This is a genomic window from Streptomyces sp. NPDC059142 (genome assembly GCF_042755665.1).
Lineage (GTDB): Bacteria > Actinomycetota > Actinomycetes > Streptomycetales > Streptomycetaceae > Streptomyces.
In genome coordinates this window covers 19,895-38,312 of record NZ_JBHZDA010000068.1, presented here as the reverse complement: position 1 = coordinate 38,312, position 18,418 = coordinate 19,895, and the positions used below count along the sequence as shown (strand labels likewise).

13 protein-coding genes are annotated in these 18,418 nt (G+C 71.8%); 9 read left to right on the top strand and 4 right to left on the bottom strand.

Annotation, left to right across the window (positions count from 1 at the left end; genetic code table 11):
• Nucleotides 1-1,032 precede the first annotated feature (1,032 nt).
• Together ACFXPK_RS22965 and ACFXPK_RS22960 are read left to right on the top strand one after the other, a co-directional pair.
• Nucleotides 1,033-1,347 (top strand): hypothetical protein, encoded by a 315-nt coding sequence (locus ACFXPK_RS22965; protein WP_385078164.1) that lies wholly within the window; start codon nucleotides 1,033-1,035, stop codon nucleotides 1,345-1,347.
• A 158-nt stretch (nucleotides 1,348-1,505) separates the two neighbouring features.
• Nucleotides 1,506-1,637, top strand: a complete 132-nt coding sequence (locus tag ACFXPK_RS22960; RefSeq protein WP_385078161.1) for a hypothetical protein — start codon at nucleotides 1,506-1,508, stop codon at nucleotides 1,635-1,637.
• 39 nt (nucleotides 1,638-1,676) lie between these two features.
• Here ACFXPK_RS22960 and ACFXPK_RS22955 read toward each other — a convergent pair whose 3' ends face one another.
• Nucleotides 1,677-1,910, bottom strand: a complete 234-nt coding sequence (locus ACFXPK_RS22955; RefSeq protein ID WP_385078159.1) for a hypothetical protein — start codon at nucleotides 1,908-1,910, stop codon at nucleotides 1,677-1,679.
• A 23-nt stretch (nucleotides 1,911-1,933) separates the two neighbouring features.
• Between ACFXPK_RS22955 and ACFXPK_RS22950 the strand changes: the two genes are divergently transcribed.
• The 6 genes from ACFXPK_RS22950 to ACFXPK_RS22925 all read left to right on the top strand — a co-directional run bounded on the left by ACFXPK_RS22950 (nucleotide 1,934) and on the right by ACFXPK_RS22925 (nucleotide 8,075).
• The gene (locus ACFXPK_RS22950) at nucleotides 1,934-2,107 is read left to right on the top strand and encodes a hypothetical protein (protein WP_385078156.1); all 174 of its coding nucleotides are present in this window, start codon (nucleotides 1,934-1,936) and stop codon (nucleotides 2,105-2,107) included.
• 739 nt (nucleotides 2,108-2,846) lie between these two features.
• Entirely contained in the window at nucleotides 2,847-3,278 is a 432-nt protein-coding gene (locus tag ACFXPK_RS22945; RefSeq protein WP_385078153.1) for a hypothetical protein, read from the top strand.
• A gap of 123 nt (nucleotides 3,279-3,401) precedes the next feature.
• Nucleotides 3,402-3,794 carry a hypothetical protein gene (locus ACFXPK_RS22940; RefSeq protein ID WP_385078151.1) on the top strand — a complete coding sequence of 131 codons (393 nt, stop codon included), beginning with the start codon at nucleotides 3,402-3,404 and terminating at the stop codon, nucleotides 3,792-3,794.
• Between the two features lie 188 nt (nucleotides 3,795-3,982).
• Nucleotides 3,983-4,708 (top strand): uridine kinase, encoded by a 726-nt coding sequence (locus tag ACFXPK_RS22935; protein WP_385078148.1) that lies wholly within the window; start codon nucleotides 3,983-3,985, stop codon nucleotides 4,706-4,708.
• Between the two features lie 264 nt (nucleotides 4,709-4,972).
• A complete protein-coding gene (rraA, locus tag ACFXPK_RS22930) occupies nucleotides 4,973-5,482 on the top strand; it encodes a ribonuclease E activity regulator RraA (RefSeq protein WP_385078145.1) in 510 nt (169 codons plus the stop codon).
• 1,183 nt (nucleotides 5,483-6,665) lie between these two features.
• Entirely contained in the window at nucleotides 6,666-8,075 is a 1,410-nt protein-coding gene (locus ACFXPK_RS22925; protein ID WP_385078142.1) for an MFS transporter, read from the top strand.
• Nucleotides 8,076-8,099: 24 nt separating this feature from the next.
• On the opposite strand, the gene ACFXPK_RS22920 is transcribed toward ACFXPK_RS22925, so the two are convergent.
• The 3 genes from ACFXPK_RS22920 to ACFXPK_RS22910 form a co-directional block, all read right to left on the bottom strand.
• Nucleotides 8,100-10,031, bottom strand: coding sequence for a helix-turn-helix domain-containing protein (locus ACFXPK_RS22920; protein WP_385078139.1), 1,932 nt, complete (start codon nucleotides 10,029-10,031; stop codon nucleotides 8,100-8,102).
• 76 nt (nucleotides 10,032-10,107) lie between these two features.
• A complete protein-coding gene (locus ACFXPK_RS22915) occupies nucleotides 10,108-11,001 on the bottom strand; it encodes a 3-hydroxybutyrate dehydrogenase (protein WP_385078137.1) in 894 nt (297 codons plus the stop codon).
• 130 nt (nucleotides 11,002-11,131) lie between these two features.
• Nucleotides 11,132-13,084 carry an amino acid adenylation domain-containing protein gene (locus ACFXPK_RS22910; protein ID WP_385078134.1) on the bottom strand — a complete coding sequence of 651 codons (1,953 nt, stop codon included), beginning with the start codon at nucleotides 13,082-13,084 and terminating at the stop codon, nucleotides 11,132-11,134.
• 596 nt (nucleotides 13,085-13,680) lie between these two features.
• Here ACFXPK_RS22910 and ACFXPK_RS22905 point away from each other — a divergent pair.
• Nucleotides 13,681-18,417 (top strand): amino acid adenylation domain-containing protein, encoded by a 4,737-nt coding sequence (locus ACFXPK_RS22905; protein ID WP_385078131.1) that lies wholly within the window; start codon nucleotides 13,681-13,683, stop codon nucleotides 18,415-18,417.
• Nucleotide 18,418: the final 1 nt, after the last annotated feature.

Sequence of the window (18,418 nt, the reverse complement as noted above, 5' to 3'; positions counted from 1 at the left end):
GCTCCGGAGCCGCCCGGGATCACCACACCAGTGAACCGGCAGAATCACGGATCGGCATCCTGAGAACGCCATCCCCGTGTGCGTGCCACACCGGGGCGCGGACCGGATGCGGCGATATCGACGGCGCTCGTGCCGTCCGTAGCTCAACCCGCGGACAAGGCACGATCCGGGCAAGACCTCTCGATGCCGCGCCTGCGGTGGACCGGGCCCGCACCGGCCGGCCGATGTCGGCATGCTGCGGGCCGAGCCAGCCGTTCGGGCCAGCGGCCTGCGACCCCACGGTCTCCCGGCTGACCAGCAAGCCGGCGTCGGGCGCGAGTCGAGGGTGGCTTCCGCGGAGGTGAGCCCGGCGACCCGCATGTCGGTACGGAGCAGATGTCCGCGGAGCTGGGAACGCCAGCCATCACCCCGGCGCCGACGGAGATCACGCGACCGCCGATGTCTCAGTACCGCCCGGCTCGCCCTGCATAGGAGTTGTCCGCACGGCAAGGCGGACACGGATTCGTCGCGATTCCGCTTCGGCACCCGCTGGATAGCGGATGCACCGACGGCGATCGGGGCGCGGGCGGCGCCTACGTCCGACGGGAATGGATTATCGCCCAGGAACGCTGGCCTGGAATCTGAAAGGTCAGGCTCAACAGGTAGGCCGTCCGGCCGATCCGAACTCGCGGTGCGGGCGTGGGGGCGGTGGACTGGGGTGTGCTGCCCGGCCACGTCCATCCGCAGCCGCCTTGCCGGGGCCGGGCAGTCCAGCCCCAGACGAATGCACCCGCCGACGGCCACCTGCCGGCGCCAAGCCGTGGTCGCCGGCATTCCGGTCCCCCCTTCGGCCCCCGCGCCGGGCGTGAAGGCCGGGGAAAGCCGCTCCACCGAAAAGGACGAGGACGGCCGGATGGTTGAGAAGGTCGAGATCGAGCCGTCAGTACCGCCCGCGAACTGAGGGACTAGAGTTGCGGGGGAGGGCGAGAAGACAGTAGGGGGGCGGGCCAGGTCGTGTTGCGCATTTTAGAAGCGGTGTGCGCAGTCGTCACGATGCTCTTCGCTCTGCTCCTCGTGCTGGCCACCGACTTTGAAACCCTGCAGGCCGCCTACCGCAGCGGTGCCCTCACACAGGTGGTCATAGTTTTCGTGGTGGTGTGCGTTGCCTGGCTAGTTCTGTTGCGCAAGCGCACCGGGCGGCGAATGCCCGCCTGGCTGGTCGTCACACTGCTGGCCTGCGGTGCGTGTGCGCTCGGCCTGATGGCCGTTGCGCAGGGAACAGCCCGTACCACGGACCACGAGCGGCATATCGAGCCCTCAACCACGGGGACCCACTCCCCTCCTTCGCCGCCTCCCGCCGCAACATGAGCGGGATGCCCTCAACATCATGTGTGCCCCCGCCTCCTGTTGCGGCACCTGAACGCACGCAACCAACGCGACGACGCCAAAGCGCTCGGCATTGCCTCGCCTCGCGGGGTGCGCAGGCCGGGCACCGTCGCCCCGCAGGCGGACAGGTCCAACTCCAGATGGCAGTTCACGTCCAGCTCGAACCGGCCATACGGATTCACGTGACGCTGCGCGGCCGGTACGAGCTGGACCACAAGCAGCTCCCGATCCTCGTCCTGCCGCCGAGGGCAAGGCGCTCGCGCCTTGACTGACCACCGTGGTGGACGATGGCACCCGCCCGGGTCGGAGGGTCAGGCGAGGTGCTTGACGGCGTCGGTGTCGTCTTCGGCTGCGGGCAGTGCGCGGTGGCCTTCGGAGTGGTGGTTGACCCAGCCGCACACCCCGCAGCTGTAGCGGCCGTCCAGCCCGGCGATCTGCGTACCGCACCGCCGGCATTCGGCATAGGTGATCTGCGGCCCCTCATCGACCCCCGGAGGGCCGGGCACCGGCTCGCCGCCCTCGGCAGGACTGCTCTGTGCGGTCACGAGGGGAGGTTACCGCCGGGTGGATGGCCGTGCGCCCGGTCTTCCAGCCGCACTGTGCGGAGCAGTGTCAGGATCCGTCGGCCGCCTGGCTCGCCAAGGCGCCGCACGCAGGGCAGTTCAGCGGAATCAGCGTCGTCCATCGCGACATCCAGGACCTGGACGCCGCGCTCATCCTGTGGCTCATCACCGGATGCTGACCGATTCCCCGATCCGTATCCGGCCACCCGGCCAGTCCCGGCGGCACGTTGTCGCCGTACTCCGGCGCGCCCGGGCCCACACCCCCGGCCTCGGGCAGCTGGTTTCCTGAACCGGCCGGGCGGCCGGGCCATGCACTGGTGGGCGGCAGCGCACCAGTGGGCGGACTGCCGGACGTGAGCAGAAGGCGACGGGGGCGTCCATGCCGATGTCTACTCCGCCGCCGCGCGGCCGGGGGCCGGACGGCTCAGAGCTCCCACCGAGCAACCCGCAGAATCTTTCTTCGTCTGCTCCAAATGCCCATAGTCCACTGCAGGTTGGACAACTCGACGGCGCGGGCGGGACTCGTACGGGGCAAGTGCCGTCCAGGACCGGTACCGCCGGGGCGTCCCGGCCCTGGGCGTCCTGCTCGCCCTCATCCCCCCTGGGACCTGGCCGACCACATCCAAGAGGAGGCTGCGGTGCCCCGCTCCCTGGGAATTCCCGTCGCCTTCGCCGCCCAGGACGGGAGCGAGCGGGCCGGGGAATCCTCGGCCAAGACCGTGGGCAAGGGACGACCTGGACCGCCCGGCGCCTCGCCTTCGGGGCCGGAACGGGCATGGACGCCGACGCCACCTGCACGACCGCCCGGATCGCCCGCAGCCCCCACCGAGTTGGAGAGCAGTCCTGACCGAGTTACTCGCCACTGCGCCAGTAATCTCTAATTTCATCAAGGCTTTTCGGGCGTTTCGCACGCCGCTCTTGTTCGCCACGCTGGATTTTCATCTCACGCTCACGCTCACGGTCCATTCTCTGACCGATCGTGAAGGAAACCAGGAACGCAGTCCCTACCAAAGCTGCACCGGCGCCTATGGACATATACCTACTGGCACCAAGGGCACCGGCGGTGAAGTAACCGACAGAAAAGAAGAGCATCAAGAAGACCGTGGCCATGAATCCGGCGAACGGGGACAAGATAATGTACAAACAAAAGATCAGCCCTACCAGAACGGCCACAATGATGAGCAGTGCGTCCAGGGCGCTGTCGGGGCCGGCAAGAGTGACTGGCTGCGTCAACATAGCCAGATCTTAGAGGATTTGTCCTGCGCGCACATACGAATGCGTCAGGACAGAGACAGCTTCACTGCGTCGCAGACGCTGCTGCTCGGCCGGTACGGCGCCGTCGGCTCCTGAACACCGCCCCGCAGCAGTACGTCTGCGCGGGGTTCGCAGGCGGGTACTGACTTGTGTCACTCGTTACGGTGACTCCCGCCCGACCGTGCCCGCGATGCCTGGGCGGGCCATGAGACTCACGCCGTGGCCGACACCAAGGACGGCGCCCCCGAGCCCCCCGAACCGGGCGATGCGCCGAACTCTCCTGACGGAGGGGCAGCCGGGCCCCGTCCGGGGCCGGTGCGGTTCTCCCTGTGCCGGTGGGCGCTCGATCCGCGCACGACCTGGACCGCCCGGCGCCTCGCCTTCGAGGCCGGGCCGGGCATGGATGCCGACAGCGGCTGGACTACCGCCCGGATCGCCCGCCACCCCGACGAACGCGCCCAACTCCTGCGTCGCCTGCACGCGCCGAAGGAGCGGTATGGACACCGCTTCGAGCTGGGGCGGTTCGTCGTCGGCCGCCTTCTGGTCAGGGACCCGGCGCGGCCGGCCTCAGCCAGGAACATCTCGATGTGCGTCTGCAGAGCCGCGGCGTAGTTCTCCCGGGCCTGCTTGAAGCGGTGAACGTCGGCGATCAGGTCGGCGTACCAGCCCTTGTTGCCCTTTCGGCTGGAAGCCGAGCCCCCGCACCGTGCAGGCGCGACGATGTGCTTGCCCGTGTTCTCCGTAGCTGGTTGGGCAGGGTGGCCTTCCCCCTCGTCGGGGGAGGTCGGTAGGTTCACCGTATGGGACTGCAGCGATCGGGCGTGCATCATTCGGTTTCAACGTGGCAGCAGCCATGTCCTCCGGCCGCGTCCTTCGAACGTACGGCGCTGGTCGAACGGATTACGAAGCGGATCCTGGCCCTCGGCCAGGATCGTCTGGTGGTAGGGATCGATGGTCTCACCGCGGCGGGCAAGACGAGTTTCGGGCACGAACTGGCTGAGCGGATCGGCGTTGAGGGACGGCCCGTGCTCCGGGCGACCCTTGATGACTTCAAAAAGCCGTGGAAGGACCGGCATCTGTATGACCGGGAGTCGGGCGAGGGGTATTACCGCAACGCGTTCGACTACGACGCTGTCAAACGGCTGCTGCTTGAGCCCTGCCGGTCGCCCGCAGCGACGTTGTGCGCGCTGTGCGCCATCGACCCGCTCACGCAGCGGGATCATTCCTCGGACGTGTCGCCCCTTGCCCCGGATGCGGTGCTGATCGTGGACGGGGTCTTCGCCTTCCGGCCGGAGATCGATGAGTACTGGGACTTCCGCGTCTGGCTGCAGGTGGATGAGGAACTGTCCGTTCAGCGAGGTGCTGACCGTGATCAGGACTGGGCCGGGAGCGACGCGGAGTCGATCCACCGCAAACGGTATCTGGTGGCAGAGCGCATCTATCTCCAGGAAGTCGACCCTATCCCGAAAATGGACATTGTCATCGACAACTCGACGTTCACCGATCCTCACGTCGTGGAGTCCTGACCCCGCCCGTGCTGTAGAGCTGCGAGAGGTCGTCGGCATCGTGTGGATGGCGGAATGGGACGACGCTCGGAGCCGGGCACGCGAGGCGCTGAATGCCCGGCGTGATGACGTCAGCAGGGCGGACCCACAACGGCAACAGCCATGCTCACACCAACCGTATAACCCATTTCCAAAATTCGAGGTCAAGGCTCCTTCCCTCGCCCTCTCCTGACGGCCGGACGAGGAAGCGAGCGCGACAGCCCCGAGCGAAAGAGAGACCCACACATGCCCGAAGCGGTCACCCCTGCCACCTCTGTCATTCCCGTTGCCACCGCCGACCTCGTCGACCGGTACGGCGTCGATCTGCGCGTCTGCGACGTCCAGTTCCGCCGGTTCGGCGCGCACCGGAGCTTCGCCGGACCCGTGCGTACCGTCTCCTGCCACGAGGACAACGGCCTGCTCCGCGACCTGCTCCGCACGCCCGGCAACGGCTGTGTTCTCGTCGTGGACGGCCAGGGTTCCCTGCGAACCGCCCTGGTCGGCGACCTCATCGCCACCGCCGCCCAGGACAACGGCTGGGCCGGGCTCGTCCTGCACGGCGCGGTCCGCGACAGCGCGGCCCTCGCCGGCCTCGAACTGGGCATCAAAGCCCTGGGCACCATCCCGCGCAAGAGCGGCAAGAACGCCACCGGAGACATCGACCTGCCGGTCACCTTCGGCGGCATCACTTTCCACCCCGGCGACCTCCTCCACGCCGACGACGACGGCATCGCCCTCATCCCGCCCACTGCCTGACGCCCCGTCCACCGGCCACCGCCACCGCGCGCACCCGGCGATCGCACGACTCGACAGCCCGCCACGAACAGGGCAGCACACTCACACGGTGCTTGCCCTGGCCGGGAGAGGAGCCGGCATCCCGCGCACCGTGTTCAACCCGGACATCGACGCGATGACCACGCTGGCGCTGCGGCTGGCCGTGGAGGACTTCGACCGCCCCGGCCGGCAGCGGGGGAAAGGGCCCGGCTTGCTGGCCGGGCACAGCGCCATTTCGAAGGGCGGAAGGATCACGTTGGGAAGCACATCGGCCGCCTGTGGAGCCACCTCTGTGACGCCGGTTTTTCCCCCGCGCGAGCGGAGGTCACCCGTGACAGTGAGCAGACCTACACGAGGCTCCGTCTGACAGCCGATCAACCCCTTCGGGCATCGACTGGCAAGAAAAGCCACGACCAAGCCAACGCGGACGATCACTGGCGTCCAAACCCCAGGTGACCGGCCCCGAGGTTTGCCCGGTCAGCCGCACCCAGTGCCCCTTTGGTTCGGTCCGCAAGTGTCGGGGGCCAAGTCGCGCGTCACCGCGGTCGCTGCCTCTCCCCCGGCTACCAACCGAACAGGCACGGTACGACAGGGCACAGCCCCACCAAGATCCGGACCAGGCCCGGGCCACCCTCCCGTATTCAACCCAGCGGACCGGCATCCTTGCTGGCCAGAAGGCCGCACTGCCTGCACCACCAGCAGACGAAGAATCTGCTGGGACGAACGCAGCACCACGCGCAGGCGCAACCCCTCGTCCGTGCCGCAGAGCCGGGCGACAAAGCCGGGGCGGCCTCGCGGTCGGGTCGCCACCACGCAACGGCCCTGAGCCGATCAGCCCCAAGATGTCCTACTTCAACGGAGCGTAGTCAGCACCAAGTCAGCACGGGAGGGGTGAGCGCGGTTGATGACGTGGGCTTTTAGTCAGCACCAAGTCAGCACGGGAGTCAGCACCGCACCGCCAAATCGGCCCGAACTCCGCGTCCCGGACAGCACTCGTTCCGGCCGCCTTCGAGCCCCTGAGCCGCTCTTCCGTGAGCTGTCATGGTGGCTGCACGCATAGCTGGCCCCCGAACTATGTTGCCCCACCATATGTGCACCTGACCTGCGTGTTTCTACCGTGTGCCGACACGTACCCCTCCCCACCTCATACGAGGAAGTGGCGCACATGGCCTCCGCAGCACCCGCTCCCCCGACACCCGCCAGCCTGAAGCGCATCGTCGCCGCCAGCCTCATCGGCACGACCATCGAGTGGTACGACTTCTTCCTGTACGGATCCGCAGCAGCTCTGGTCTTCAACAAGCTGTTCTTCCCGGGCTCCGATCCGCTCGTCGGAACGCTGCTGTCCTTTCTCACCTACGCCGTGGGGTTCGCCGCGCGGCCGCTCGGGGCGTTGGTGTTCGGCCATTACGGGGACCGGGTCGGGCGCAAGAAGCTGCTGGTTCTCAGTCTGCTGCTGATGGGTGGGGCGACGTTCGCCATCGGGCTGCTGCCCACGCACGCCACCATCGGTACGGCCGCGCCCGTGTTGTTGACCGTGTTGCGGCTGGTCCAGGGGTTCGCGCTCGGCGGTGAGTGGGGCGGGGCCGTGCTGCTGGTGTCGGAGCACGGGGACGCCGAGCGGCGTGGGTTCTGGGCCTCGTGGCCGCAGACCGGGGCTCCGGCCGGGCAGTTGCTCGCCACCGGGGTGCTCGCGGCGCTGACCGCGCTGCTCTCCGACGAGCAGTTCGTCTCGTGGGGATGGCGCATACCGTTCCTGCTCTCCGGTGTTCTGGTGCTCGTCGGCCTGTGGATCCGGCTCTCGGTCGACGAATCCCCGGTCTTCAAGGCCGCGTTGGCCCGGGCCGCGGAGCGCGCGGCGACGGCCGGCGCGGACGGCGCCGGGGCCGAGAAGATGCCGCTGGTCGCCGTGTTGCGGCACCACTGGCGGGACGTGCTGGTCGCGATGGGCGCGCGCATGGCGGAGAACATCAGCTACTACGTGATCACCGCGTTCATCCTGGTGTACGCGACGAACTCGGCGGGGCTGAGCAAACAGACCGCGCTCAACGCCGTACTCGTCGCCTCCGCCGTCCACTTCGCGGTCATCCCCGCGTGGGGCGCGCTGTCGGACCGTATCGGACGCAGGCCCGTGTACATGATCGGCGCCGTCGGGGTGGGGGCCTGGATGTTCCCGTTCTTCGCCCTGATCGACAGCGCGAGCTTCGGCAATCTGCTCCTCGCCGTCACTGTCGGACTGGTGCTGCACGGCGCGATGTACGCACCGCAGGCCGCCTTCTTCTCGGAGATGTTCGCGACCCGGATGCGCTACTCGGGGGCGTCGATCGGCGCGCAGTTCTCCTCGGTCGCGGCGGGCGCGCCGGCGCCGCTGATCGCGACGGCGCTGCTCGCCGATTACGGCAGTTCGACGCCGATCGCCCTGTACGTCATGGCCGCCGCGCTCATCACGGTCGTGGCCGTCGCGTGCGCCAAGGAGACCCGGCACCGCGATCTGGCGGATGTCGACGCGGAGCCCGCGCGGTCGGGGGTGCCGACGCCACGACAGGTCGACGCGGGCTCCCGTCCCCCCGGCGACTGAAGGGGTCCGGCGGCCGTTCGGCGTTCAGCGGACGACGGCGTCGGACATGGCGTGCAGCCGCAGGGCCAGTTGGATCTCCAGGGCTCGCGCGGGTGACTGCCAGTCCGCGCCGAGCAGCCGGGCGACGCGCTCCAGTCGCTGGGCGACCGTGTTGACGTGGACGTGCAGTTCGTCCTTGGTACGGGCCGGGCTCGTCCCGGACGCGAAGTAGGCCCTCATGGTGCGGACCAGGTCGGTGCCGCGGCGCAGGTCGTAGGCGATGACCTCACCGATGGTGCGGTGCACGAAGCCCTCGATGTCCCGGGCGTCGGCGAGCAGCAGTCCGAGGAAACCGAGGTCCTGGGCGGCTGCGCCGTCGCCCGAGCGGCCGAGCAGCCGGAGCGCGTCGAGACAGCGCCGGGCCTCCGCGTACGCCTCGGCGGTGGCGCCCGGGCGGGCGGCGGGCGCCTCCAGCGCGGCGGAGGCGCCCACGGTGACGGGCTCGCGCAGGGCTCCGCCGAGCTGTCCGGCGGTACGGCGGGCGAGGTCGGCGGCGGTGTCGCCGGGGGCGAGCGGCAGGAGCAGGACAGTGCCTCCGTCACGAGTGGCGGCCAGTCCCTGTCCGGTGGCGGCGAGATGCGACGCGGCGGACCACAGCCGGCGCCGGTCGGCGGTCTCCCGTTCGGTGGCGCCGGGGGCGCCGGGGTCGGGGCCGTCGATCCGGGCGGCCAGCACCACATGCGGCGCGTCGAGGTCGGCGTGGAGCCGGACGGCCCGTTCGCGCAGCAGGCGGGGGTCGCGGTCCGGGGCGTCGAGGAGGTCGTCCAGCAACTCGCCCCGTACCCGCTGCTCGGCCTCTCCGGCGGAGCGACGGGCCAGCAACAGCAGAGAGGTGACCATGGCGGCCCGCTCCAGGGTGCGCCGGTCGACGGAGTCGAGAGCGGGGTGGCCGCGCAGGACGAGTGCGCCGAGCAGTTCGCCGCCGGCCCAGACGGCGGCTCCCCAGACCTCGCCGTGGCGTGTGGCGCGGCCTTCGGTGCCGGTCAGGTCGAGCGCGGTCACGGAGGGGGAGTCCGGCCCGGCGAACTCCACGGTGCCGTCCAGCACTTCGGAGAGGGCGCTCGCCACGTCGTGGACACCGCCTCCGCCCAGGACCAGTTCGGTCAGCCGGTCGTGCACGTCCGAGGCGCGTTCGATGGCCGCGCTGTGTTCCTTGATGATCTCGTTGGCCTTCTCCAGTTCCGCGAGCGCCGAGCGGGTCTCCCCGAGCAGGTTCGCGGTGTCGATGGCGACCGCCGCGTGCGCGGCGAACGAGCCCAGCAGGGAGATCTGTTCGCGCTCGAAGACCCGGGCGTGGCGGTCCGCGGCGAAGAGCACCCCGATGACCTGGCTGCCGAGCATCAGCGGCACGCCGAGGATGGCGACCAGCCCTTCGTCGCGTACGCCGGAGTCGATGGCCCGGGTGTGCCGGAAACGCGGGTCGTCGAAATAGCTGTCGGTGACGTACGGCCGCGCGGTCTGCGCGACGAGCCCGCCGAGCCCCTCCCCCATCCCGAGCCGGAGCTGCTGGAAACGGGCCGACACCGAGCCCTCGGTGACTCTCATGTAGGTGTCGCCCACGGCCGGGTCGTTCAGGCAGAGATAGGCGACCTCGGTGCCGAGGAGGGAACGCGCGCGCTGCACGATGGCCCGGAGCACGGCGTCGAGATCCCGCAGTCCCGCGAGGTCGTGCGCGGTCTCGAAGAGCGCCGACAGCTCGGCCTCGCGGCGGCGTCGCTCCGCCAGCTCGGCCCGTACTCTCAGGGCGAGCCGCTTGGCGTGCTCCAGCGCGGCCAGCGTCTCCGGGCCCCCGCCGTCCGCGCGGGCCAGCAGCGCGGGCCGGTCGAACGCCTCCGCCGCCGCGCCGCGCGCGAGGAGTTCCAGGTAGGAGAGCTGGTCGTGGTGGCGGACATGGGAGTCGGACTGCTGCTGGGACATGGACACAGCATTACCTGTCGTTCGGCCGGCCGCACCGGCCTGTGGACAACGGACGCGGACGCGGGTGCGGGCGACCCTAGTGCGCGGTCCATCCCCCGTCGAGGGCGAGCGAGGTGCCGGTGATGAAGGACGCCTGTGGGGTGCAGAGGTAGGCGACCGCCTCGGCGACTTCGTCCGGTTCGAGGAGACGCTTCAGCGCGGAGTCCTGGAGCAGCACGTCCGCGACGACCCTCTCCTCCGGGATCTGGTGCGTCCGTGCCTGGTCCGCGATCTGCTTCTCGACCAGTGGTGTACGCACATAGCCGGGGTTGACGCAGTTGGAGGTGACCCCGTGCGAGGCGCCTTCGAGGGCCGCGGTCTTGGAGAGTCCTTCGAGACCGTGTTTGGCGGCCACATACGCCGACTTGTAGGCAGAGGCGCGCAATCCATGTACGGAGGAGATATTGACGATCCGGCCCCATCCTTCGGCATACATGTGGGGAAGCGCGCCCCGGATCAGCCGGAAGGGTGCCTCCAGCATGACGGTGAGGACGGTGTGGAACACGTCGGGCGGGAAGTCCTCGATGGGGCGGACCAGTTGCAGCCCGGCGTTGTTGACCAGGATGTCCACGCCCTCGGCCGCCTGCTCCGCCGCGTCGAGATCGGTCAGGTCGAGGACCCGCGTGTCGAAGGCGCCCGCCGTTCCGGGACCTCCGGCCTCTCCGGCCAGGGATGCCAGCCCCGCGCCGTCCCTGTCCACCGCTCTGACCCTGGCCCCGGCAGCGGCGAGCCGCAGCGCGCAGGCGCGGCCGATACCGCTCGCGGCGCCGGTGACCAGGGCCGTACGGCCCCCGAGGTCGAGCGCGACGGGAGCGGACCCGCCGGGGGCGGCGGCGGTGCCGACGGAGCCGGGGCCACGGGCGGCCGGGCCGTCCGCGGTGCGGGAGCCCGGTGTACGCGGGGCAGGACCTGGTGTGGTGGGCGCGGTCATACTCCGCACCCTAAGCAGCCCTCGGAGCCTCACCGATATGGTCGGCGCCCACACTTCACCGTGGAGTGGTGGGTTCGAACCATGTGGGTGTATCGGTGAGGGCCTGCTTGACGCGACGGGTGTCTCTCCGTCACCGAGGACGTGGGCGGGCTCCTCCGCTCGGGGTGTGCGTACGGGACTCCTCGGTGTCCTCGTCCGCCGGGGGAAAGAGGCGTACGGACAGCTCGGCGACGGTCGGTGCCTCGAAGAAGACCCTGACGTCCTCGATCGGCGTGCCCAACGCGGTGTGGATGCCCGCGGCGTAGCGGACGGCGAGCAGCGAGTTCCCGCCGAGGTGGAAGAAGTTGTCGTCGATGGTCAGGCCTTCGGTGCCCAGGGCCTCGGCGGCCAGGGCGCACAGGGTGCGTTCCACGGGGGTGCGCGGTTCCCGACCGGTACGGGCCGGTGCGGGGTTTCCGGGCGCCGGGAGGGCGCGTCGGTCCAGCTTGCCGTTGGGGGTCAGCGGCAGCGCGTCCAGGGTGACGAACGCGGCGGGCACCATGTAGTCGGGCAGCCGCGCCGTGAGCGCGTCCCGCAGGAGAGCGGTGTCGGGGCCCTCCGGCCCAGTGGCGTCCGGCCCAGTGGCGTCCGGCCGGGTGGCGCCGGGGGCGGGGGTCACGTACGCCACCAGGCGGGGGTCGCCCGGCCGGTCCTCGCGCAGGACGACGACCGCCTGTCCGACATCGGGGCGCGCGGTCAGCGCCGCCTCGATCTCCGCGGGCTCGATACGGAAGCCGCGCACCTTCACCTGGTGGTCGGCGCGCCCGTGGAACAGGAGGTGGCCTTCCGGGTGCCGGGCGGCGAGGTCACCGGTGCGGTACATGCGGGCGCCCGGTGCTCCGAAGGGGTCGGGGACGAAGCTGCCCGCCGTCAGCCCCGGCTTGCCGAGGTAGCCGTGGGCGAGTTGGGCGCCGGCCAGGTACAGCTCGCCGATCCCGCCGTCCTCGACCGGACGCAGCGCCCCGTCGAGGACGTAGGCGCTGGTGTTCCACACCGGTCTGCCGATCGGGACCGTCACGGAGGGGTCGCCGCCGGGGAGACAGGGCCAGTGGGTGACGTCGACGGTGGCCTCGGTGGGGCCGTAGAGGTTGTGGAGGTCGGCGCCGAGCGTACGGAGACAGGGTTCCACGAGGTCGGCCGGCAGGGCCTCGCCGCTGCAGAACACACGGCGCAGGCTGTGGCAGCCGGCGGCGCCCGGTGCCTGGAGGAAGTACCGGAGCATCGACGGTACGAAGTGGACGGTGGTCACCCCCTCGCTGCGGATGAGGTGGACGAGGTGGCCGGGGTCCTTGTGTCCGCCGGGCCGGGCGATGACCAGGGTGGCTCCGGTGATCAGGGGCCAGAAGAACTCCCAGACCGAGACGTCGAAGCCGGCGGGGGTCTTCTGAAGGACGCGGTCGTCGGCCTCCAGTCTGTAGGTGTGCTGCATCCACAGCAGGCGGTTGACGACGGCGTGGTGCGGAACCACGACTCCCTTGGGGTGGCCGGTGGAGCCCGAGGTGTAGATGACATAGGCGGGCCGGCCGGGAGTGGGCGCGGTGCCGAGGTCCGCCGCCGTGGGCGAGGACGAGGGGAGGGCCGCCAGCGAGGCGGCGGTGCGCGGATCGTCCAGCAGGACGGCGCCGTCGGGTGTGTCCACCACCTCGGCGACCGGGGTGGTGGTGAGCACCACCCGGGGGGCGGCGTCGCACAGCAGACGGCGGACACGGTCGCGCGGGTGGTCGGGGTCGACGGGTACGTACGCCGCTCCGCTCTTGACCACGGCGAGCAGGGCCACCACCAGCTCCACGGAGCGCGGGACCGCCACCGCGACCCGGTCGCCGGGGCGGACGCCGCGTTCCAGCAGCAGATGGGCGAGGCGGTTGGCGTCGGCGTCGAGCCGGTCGTAGCGGGTCCGGCTTCCTTCGAAGACCAGGGCGGTGCGGTCGGGTGTGGCCGCGGCCTGGGCCTCGAACAGTTCGGGGAGGGTGGCCGGGGGGATCCGGCGCGAGGGGCCGTGCCACGCGACGCGGGCGGCGGCGGGTACGGCGGATGAGGGTGACAACTCTCAGCTCTCCCAACAGGGCAGGACGCCGTGTGCGCGCCGGCGGGGAGTTCCCTCGCCCGTGCGCGGGCGGCGTGTCACAGACGTGGTGGAAGGGCGGAGCCGTGATGTGCCGAAGCTGCCACAGGGGTGGGGGGCTGTCAACGGGGCGTCGTACCGGGAGGAACCGGGGCCTCGTCCGGCTCTCGCTGGGTCCGGCCGGATCCGAACGAAAGCCCCTGGAACGAAAGGCCCTGGACGAGTCATTCCGAAGTGGCGTCGTCCGCCCCTCGGGCGGGTGGGGAGGCGTCAGGTGCGTGCGGCCGCAAGGCGGAGGAGGGAGACGACGCGGGAGCGTCGGCTCCCCCGTATCCGCCGCCAACACCGCGGACGCGCGTACATGGCGCCTCCCCGCAGACGGGACTTCGGAACGACTCGTCTAGATCGATGGCACCCAAACCTGTCAAGTCACAGGTTCTGGTGAATGGTGTCTGCGCCTGCCGTCGGCAAATGTGTCTAGCGGATGGGCGGGAGCTTGCGTAGTAATCCTCGGACAACGAAAAGCCGTGATGAGTAACGACCTATGACGTACCGTCGGATGATGTGAGGAGACCGTAGTGGTCGATTCGGGGGCATGGGCGTCCGTATGCGAGGCGTTCACCGCGCGGCGCGCGGCACATCCCGACGCCGTGGCCGTCACCGGCGCATACGGTGATCTTTCCTTTGAGCAACTGGGCGCGATGGCGGATTCCGTCGCGGACTCGGTACGGGCGCTCGGCGCCTGCGCCGAGGGCGCGGAGCTGCCCGTCGGCTATCTGGGGGCGCGCCGCCCGTACTTCCTGGCCACGGTGCTGGGCGTGCTCGGCGGCGGCGCGGCGTACGTACCCCTGGACCCGTCGTGGCCACCCGCCCGTATCGCGGAGGTCGCCCAAGTGGCGGGCCTGCTGCATGTGTTCGCCGATGCCGAGCACACCGCTCTCGCGCACGAAGCCGGGCTGTCCCGGGTGCTCCCGGTGACGGAGGCGCGGCGACCGGAGCCGCCCGCGCCCGTGGCGCGGTGGGCCGGGACGGGCGCGGACCTCGCCTACCTCGTGTTCACCTCGGGCTCGACCGGTGCGCCGAAGGGTGTGCTGACCGAGCACGCGGCGCTGGCCAACACCTGTGCCCGGATGGCCGACCGCTGGGGGCTCACCCCCGCGGACCGGGTGTTGCAGTTCACCTCGCTCGGGGTGGACATCACGATGGAGGAGGCGTTCACCGCGTGGACGGCGGGTGCCGCGCTGGCGCTGATGGATCCCGCGACCGCGGGCGACCTCGTGCGGTTCACCGCGTTCCTGGAGGAGTTCCAGGTCAGCGCCCTCGATCTGCCGACCTCCTTCTGGACGGCGTGGCTGTCGGCGGTGGAGGCGGGGGACGTACCGCCGCCTCCCGGATGTGTACGGACGGTCGCGGTCGGCAGCGAGGAGGTCGCGGCCGACGACATCGCCCGCTGGCAGGCGGTCGCCGGGCCGGGGTGCCGGACGTTCAACATGTACGGGTCGACCGAGCAGGCCGTCACCTCCGTCGTGGACGGGCCCCTGGCGCCCGGTGACCCGGTGGGCAGCGGGGTGATCGGCCGGCCGCTGCCCGGCGTCCACGCCTATGTGCTCGACGCGGGGCTGCGCCGGCGGCCGCCGGGCGTGCCGGGAGAGCTGTACGTCGGCGGGCTGGCCACGGCCCGCGGCTACGTGGGACAGCCGGGGCGCACGGCGGAACGGTTCCTGCCCGATCCGTTCGCGGGCCGCCCCGGCGCCCGTATGTACGCGACCGGGGACCGGGCGGTGGCCCTCACCGACGGCGGTTTCCGCTTCGCGGGGCGCATCGACACGCGCCTGAAGATCCGGGGCTTCACCGTGCAGCCGCGTGAGGTCGAGGGGGTACTGGCCGAGGTGGCCGGGGTCGAGAAGGTCGCGGTGACCTCGGAGCCCGGGCCGGACGGCAGGGACCTGCTGGTCGCCGAGGTGGTCGGGACGGCGGTCGCCGGGGACGCGGAGCGGCTCGTCGAGGTGCTGGCCGGGCGGGCGGCGGAGCGGCTGCCGGACTACGCCTGCCCGCAGCGGTACGTGGTGCACTCCCACGGCGGCGGGGCGCCGCGCACGCTCGGTCCTTCGCGCCGTACGAAGCGGAGTGCGGAGACCGCCGGGGGAACCGGAGCCACCGTGGCCGCCGAGGACCCGGCGGGCGCCGGGCAGGCCCGGCGCGCGGCGGTCGCCGCGGTCGTCGCCGTGTGGCGGGAGCTGCTGGGCGACCAGGAGATCGCGGAACGGGACAGCTTCCTCGACCTGGGCGGCAACTCCCTGCTCGCCATCCAGTTGCTGACCCGGTTGCGCGGACGGTACGGGGTGGCCGTCGATGTCGCCCGGTTCTTCGAGGAGCCCACGGTGGCCGCTCTCGCGTCGGCCCTCGTCACGGCCGGGGTGATGACGGAGGAGAGCGGACGCGACGACGGGAGCGGTCCGCCCCGGCTGCTGCCGCGCACGGCGGGCGACGCGGGTCCCTGCTGGTCGGGCCAGGAGCGGATGTGGTTCCTGCAACGCCTGCTGCCGGAGTCCGCCGCGTACCACATCCCGCTCGCCTTCGAGGTCACAGGCGGTGTCGATGTGCCGGCGCTGCGGGCCGCGCTGCGGACGGTGGCGGAGCGGCACGAGCCGCTGCGTACGGCCGTACGGCTCGACGGCGCCCGGCTCACCCAGGTCGTGGTCGCACCGGACATCCCCGTGGAGACGGCCTCCGTCGCACACACCGTCCAGGAGGAACTGGCGTCGCGGGACGGTGTGCTGGCCGGGTTCGTCTCGCGCCCGTTCGACCTCCACTCGGGCCGGGTGCTGCGCGCGGCGGTGGTCGGGTGCGCGACCGGGCGGACCCTGCTCGCCTTCGCCGTCCACCATGTGGCGTTCGACGAATGGTCGGTGGGGCTGTTCCTCGACGAGCTGAGCGACGCGTACGCCCGCGCCCTGGACGGCACGCCGTCCGCGCCGCGCCCGCTCGGCGCGCGCTATCTGGACTTCTGCGGCTGGCAGGCGGACCCGGCGTTCCGGCGCCGGGTGACGGAGCGGCTCGGATTCTGGCGGGAGTATCTGGAGGGGCTGCCCGAACAGGCCCTGCCCGCCGACCTGCTCCCGCCGGAGCGGCCCACCCGGGCGGGCGACGAGCGGCGCTTCACCGTGCCGCGCCGTCAGGCCGCCGCGCTCGCGGCCCTCGCCCGGCGCGAGGGGGTCACCCGCTACCACACCCTCCTCGCGCTGTTCTCCGTCCTCCTGGCGCGCTACAGCGGGACGTACGACCTGGCGGTCGGCGTGCCGGCCGCCAACCGGGGCTCGGAGGAGCTGGAGGAGCTGATCGGCTTCTTCGTCAACACCCTTCCGGTGCGGGCGCGGCTGGCGGACAACCCCACCTTCGCCGAGGCGGTGCGCCGCGTCAGCAGGAGCACACTGGCCGCTCAGGCCGCCGGGCACGTCCCGGTGGACGAGATCGCGCGGGCGGTCGGCCGGCACGGCTCCGCGACCCGGAACCCGTTGTTCCAGACGCTGTTCGTGATGGACGAGGAGCAGCGGGGCGCGCTGCGGCTGCCCGGTTGCGAGGTACGTCCCGCGCAGGTGCCGGTGCGGTCCTCCGCGCTCGACCTCACGCTGGCCGTCGGTGACGGCGACGGCGGGACGCTGAGCGGGCGGCTGTGGTACTGCGCCGAGGTGTTCGGCGCGCAGACCGCGGAGCGCATGGTGGCGAGCTTCCTGACGCTGGTGGACCAGGTCGTCGCGGATCCGGATCTGCGGGTGCGGGACATGGACGCGGCGCGCCCGGCGGACCGGTCGCTGGCCGTGGCCGCCGCCCCGGTTCCCGATCCGGAGGAACAGGCGCCGCTCGCAGCGCGGTTCGAGGCGGTCGCCCGGCGGTGGCCGGAGCGCACGGCGCTCGTCGTGGAGGGCCGGGCCATGACGTACGGCGCGCTGTCCTCGCTCGTCGGGGAGGTACGCGGCCGGTTGCGCGCCGCGGGGCCGATGGCGGCGTTCGTGCCGCTCGTCCTCCCGGAGGGGCCCGCGCTGATCGCGGCGATGCTCGCGGTGAACGGTCTCGGCCGGGCGTTCGTGCCCGTCGACCCGGGCTGGTCGGAGCAGCGCGTCGCGGATCTCGTCACCCGGACCGGCAACCCGTTCGCCGTCGTCGCCGAGGACGCGGACGCCTCGGCCGTACCGTCCGGGGTGCGGCCGCTGCCCGTCGGGGCCGGGCCGGCCGAGGCGTACGGGGCGACGGACGCGGTGGGGTACGCGGCGGACGCGCCCGGCGACGGACGGCGCCCGATGTACGCGGTGTGCACGACGGGTCCGGCCGACCCGCCGCACCCGGCCGTCGTCGGGCACCGGGCGTTCGCCCGCCACACCGCGTGGGCCGTCCGGCACTTCGGCACGCGGACGCCGACGGTCCTGCACGCCACACCGCCCGCCCGCGCGCACGCCGTCTGGGAGCTGCTGTGGCCGCTCGCGCACGGCGGCGCCGCCGTCCTGCCCGGTCCCGGTGGGCGGAGCGACCCGAAGACGCTGGCGGCGACGCTGGTCAGGGACGGGGTGGACACGCTCTTCCTGCTGCCGAGCACACTGGCCGATCTGGTCGGCCGGCTGTCGGCCGAGCCCGGACGCGCCGACGGCCTCGCGGCCCTGCGGACCGTGGTCACCCTCGGCGAGGCGCCCCGGGAGCACACGGCGCGCCGCTTCGCCGCCCTGGCTCCGGGCGCGCGCCTGTACCACCTGCGCACGGACGCGGGAGGAGGCCTGGCCGCGCTGGTGCGGGAGATGACCGGCGCCCCGGAGGAGGGCCGCGGATTCGTCGTCGGCGACGGCTCGGCGGTCGTCGTCGACGACCGGCGCCGGGCGGTGCCGCACGGCGTTCTCGGCGAACTCTGTCTGACCGCCGACGACGACGGTTACGGGGCCGACGGGGCCGGTGGTGTCACGAGCCCCGCCCTCGACCGGCGGCGCCTCGTGGAGAGCCGCCACCCGGAGCTGCCGGCCGGTACCCGTCTGGTGCGGACGGGTGAGGCGGCGCGGATGGGGCCGTCCGGCGACATCGAGCTGTGCGGTACGGCCGACGACATGGCCGTGCTCCGGGGCGTCCGGGTGGCGCTCGGCCGGGTCGCCGCCCGGGTGGCCGGCCATCCGGGGGTGCGTTCCGCCACCGTGGCCGCGACGCCGTCCGACGCCACCCGGGCGCGGCGGACCGCCGCGCTCCTGGCCGCCGTACCGCCCGAGGTGGCCGCCGCCGCGCTGCGCGCGGTCACCGGGGCGGACGTCCTCCCGACCATCCCGCCGACCGGAAGGTGAC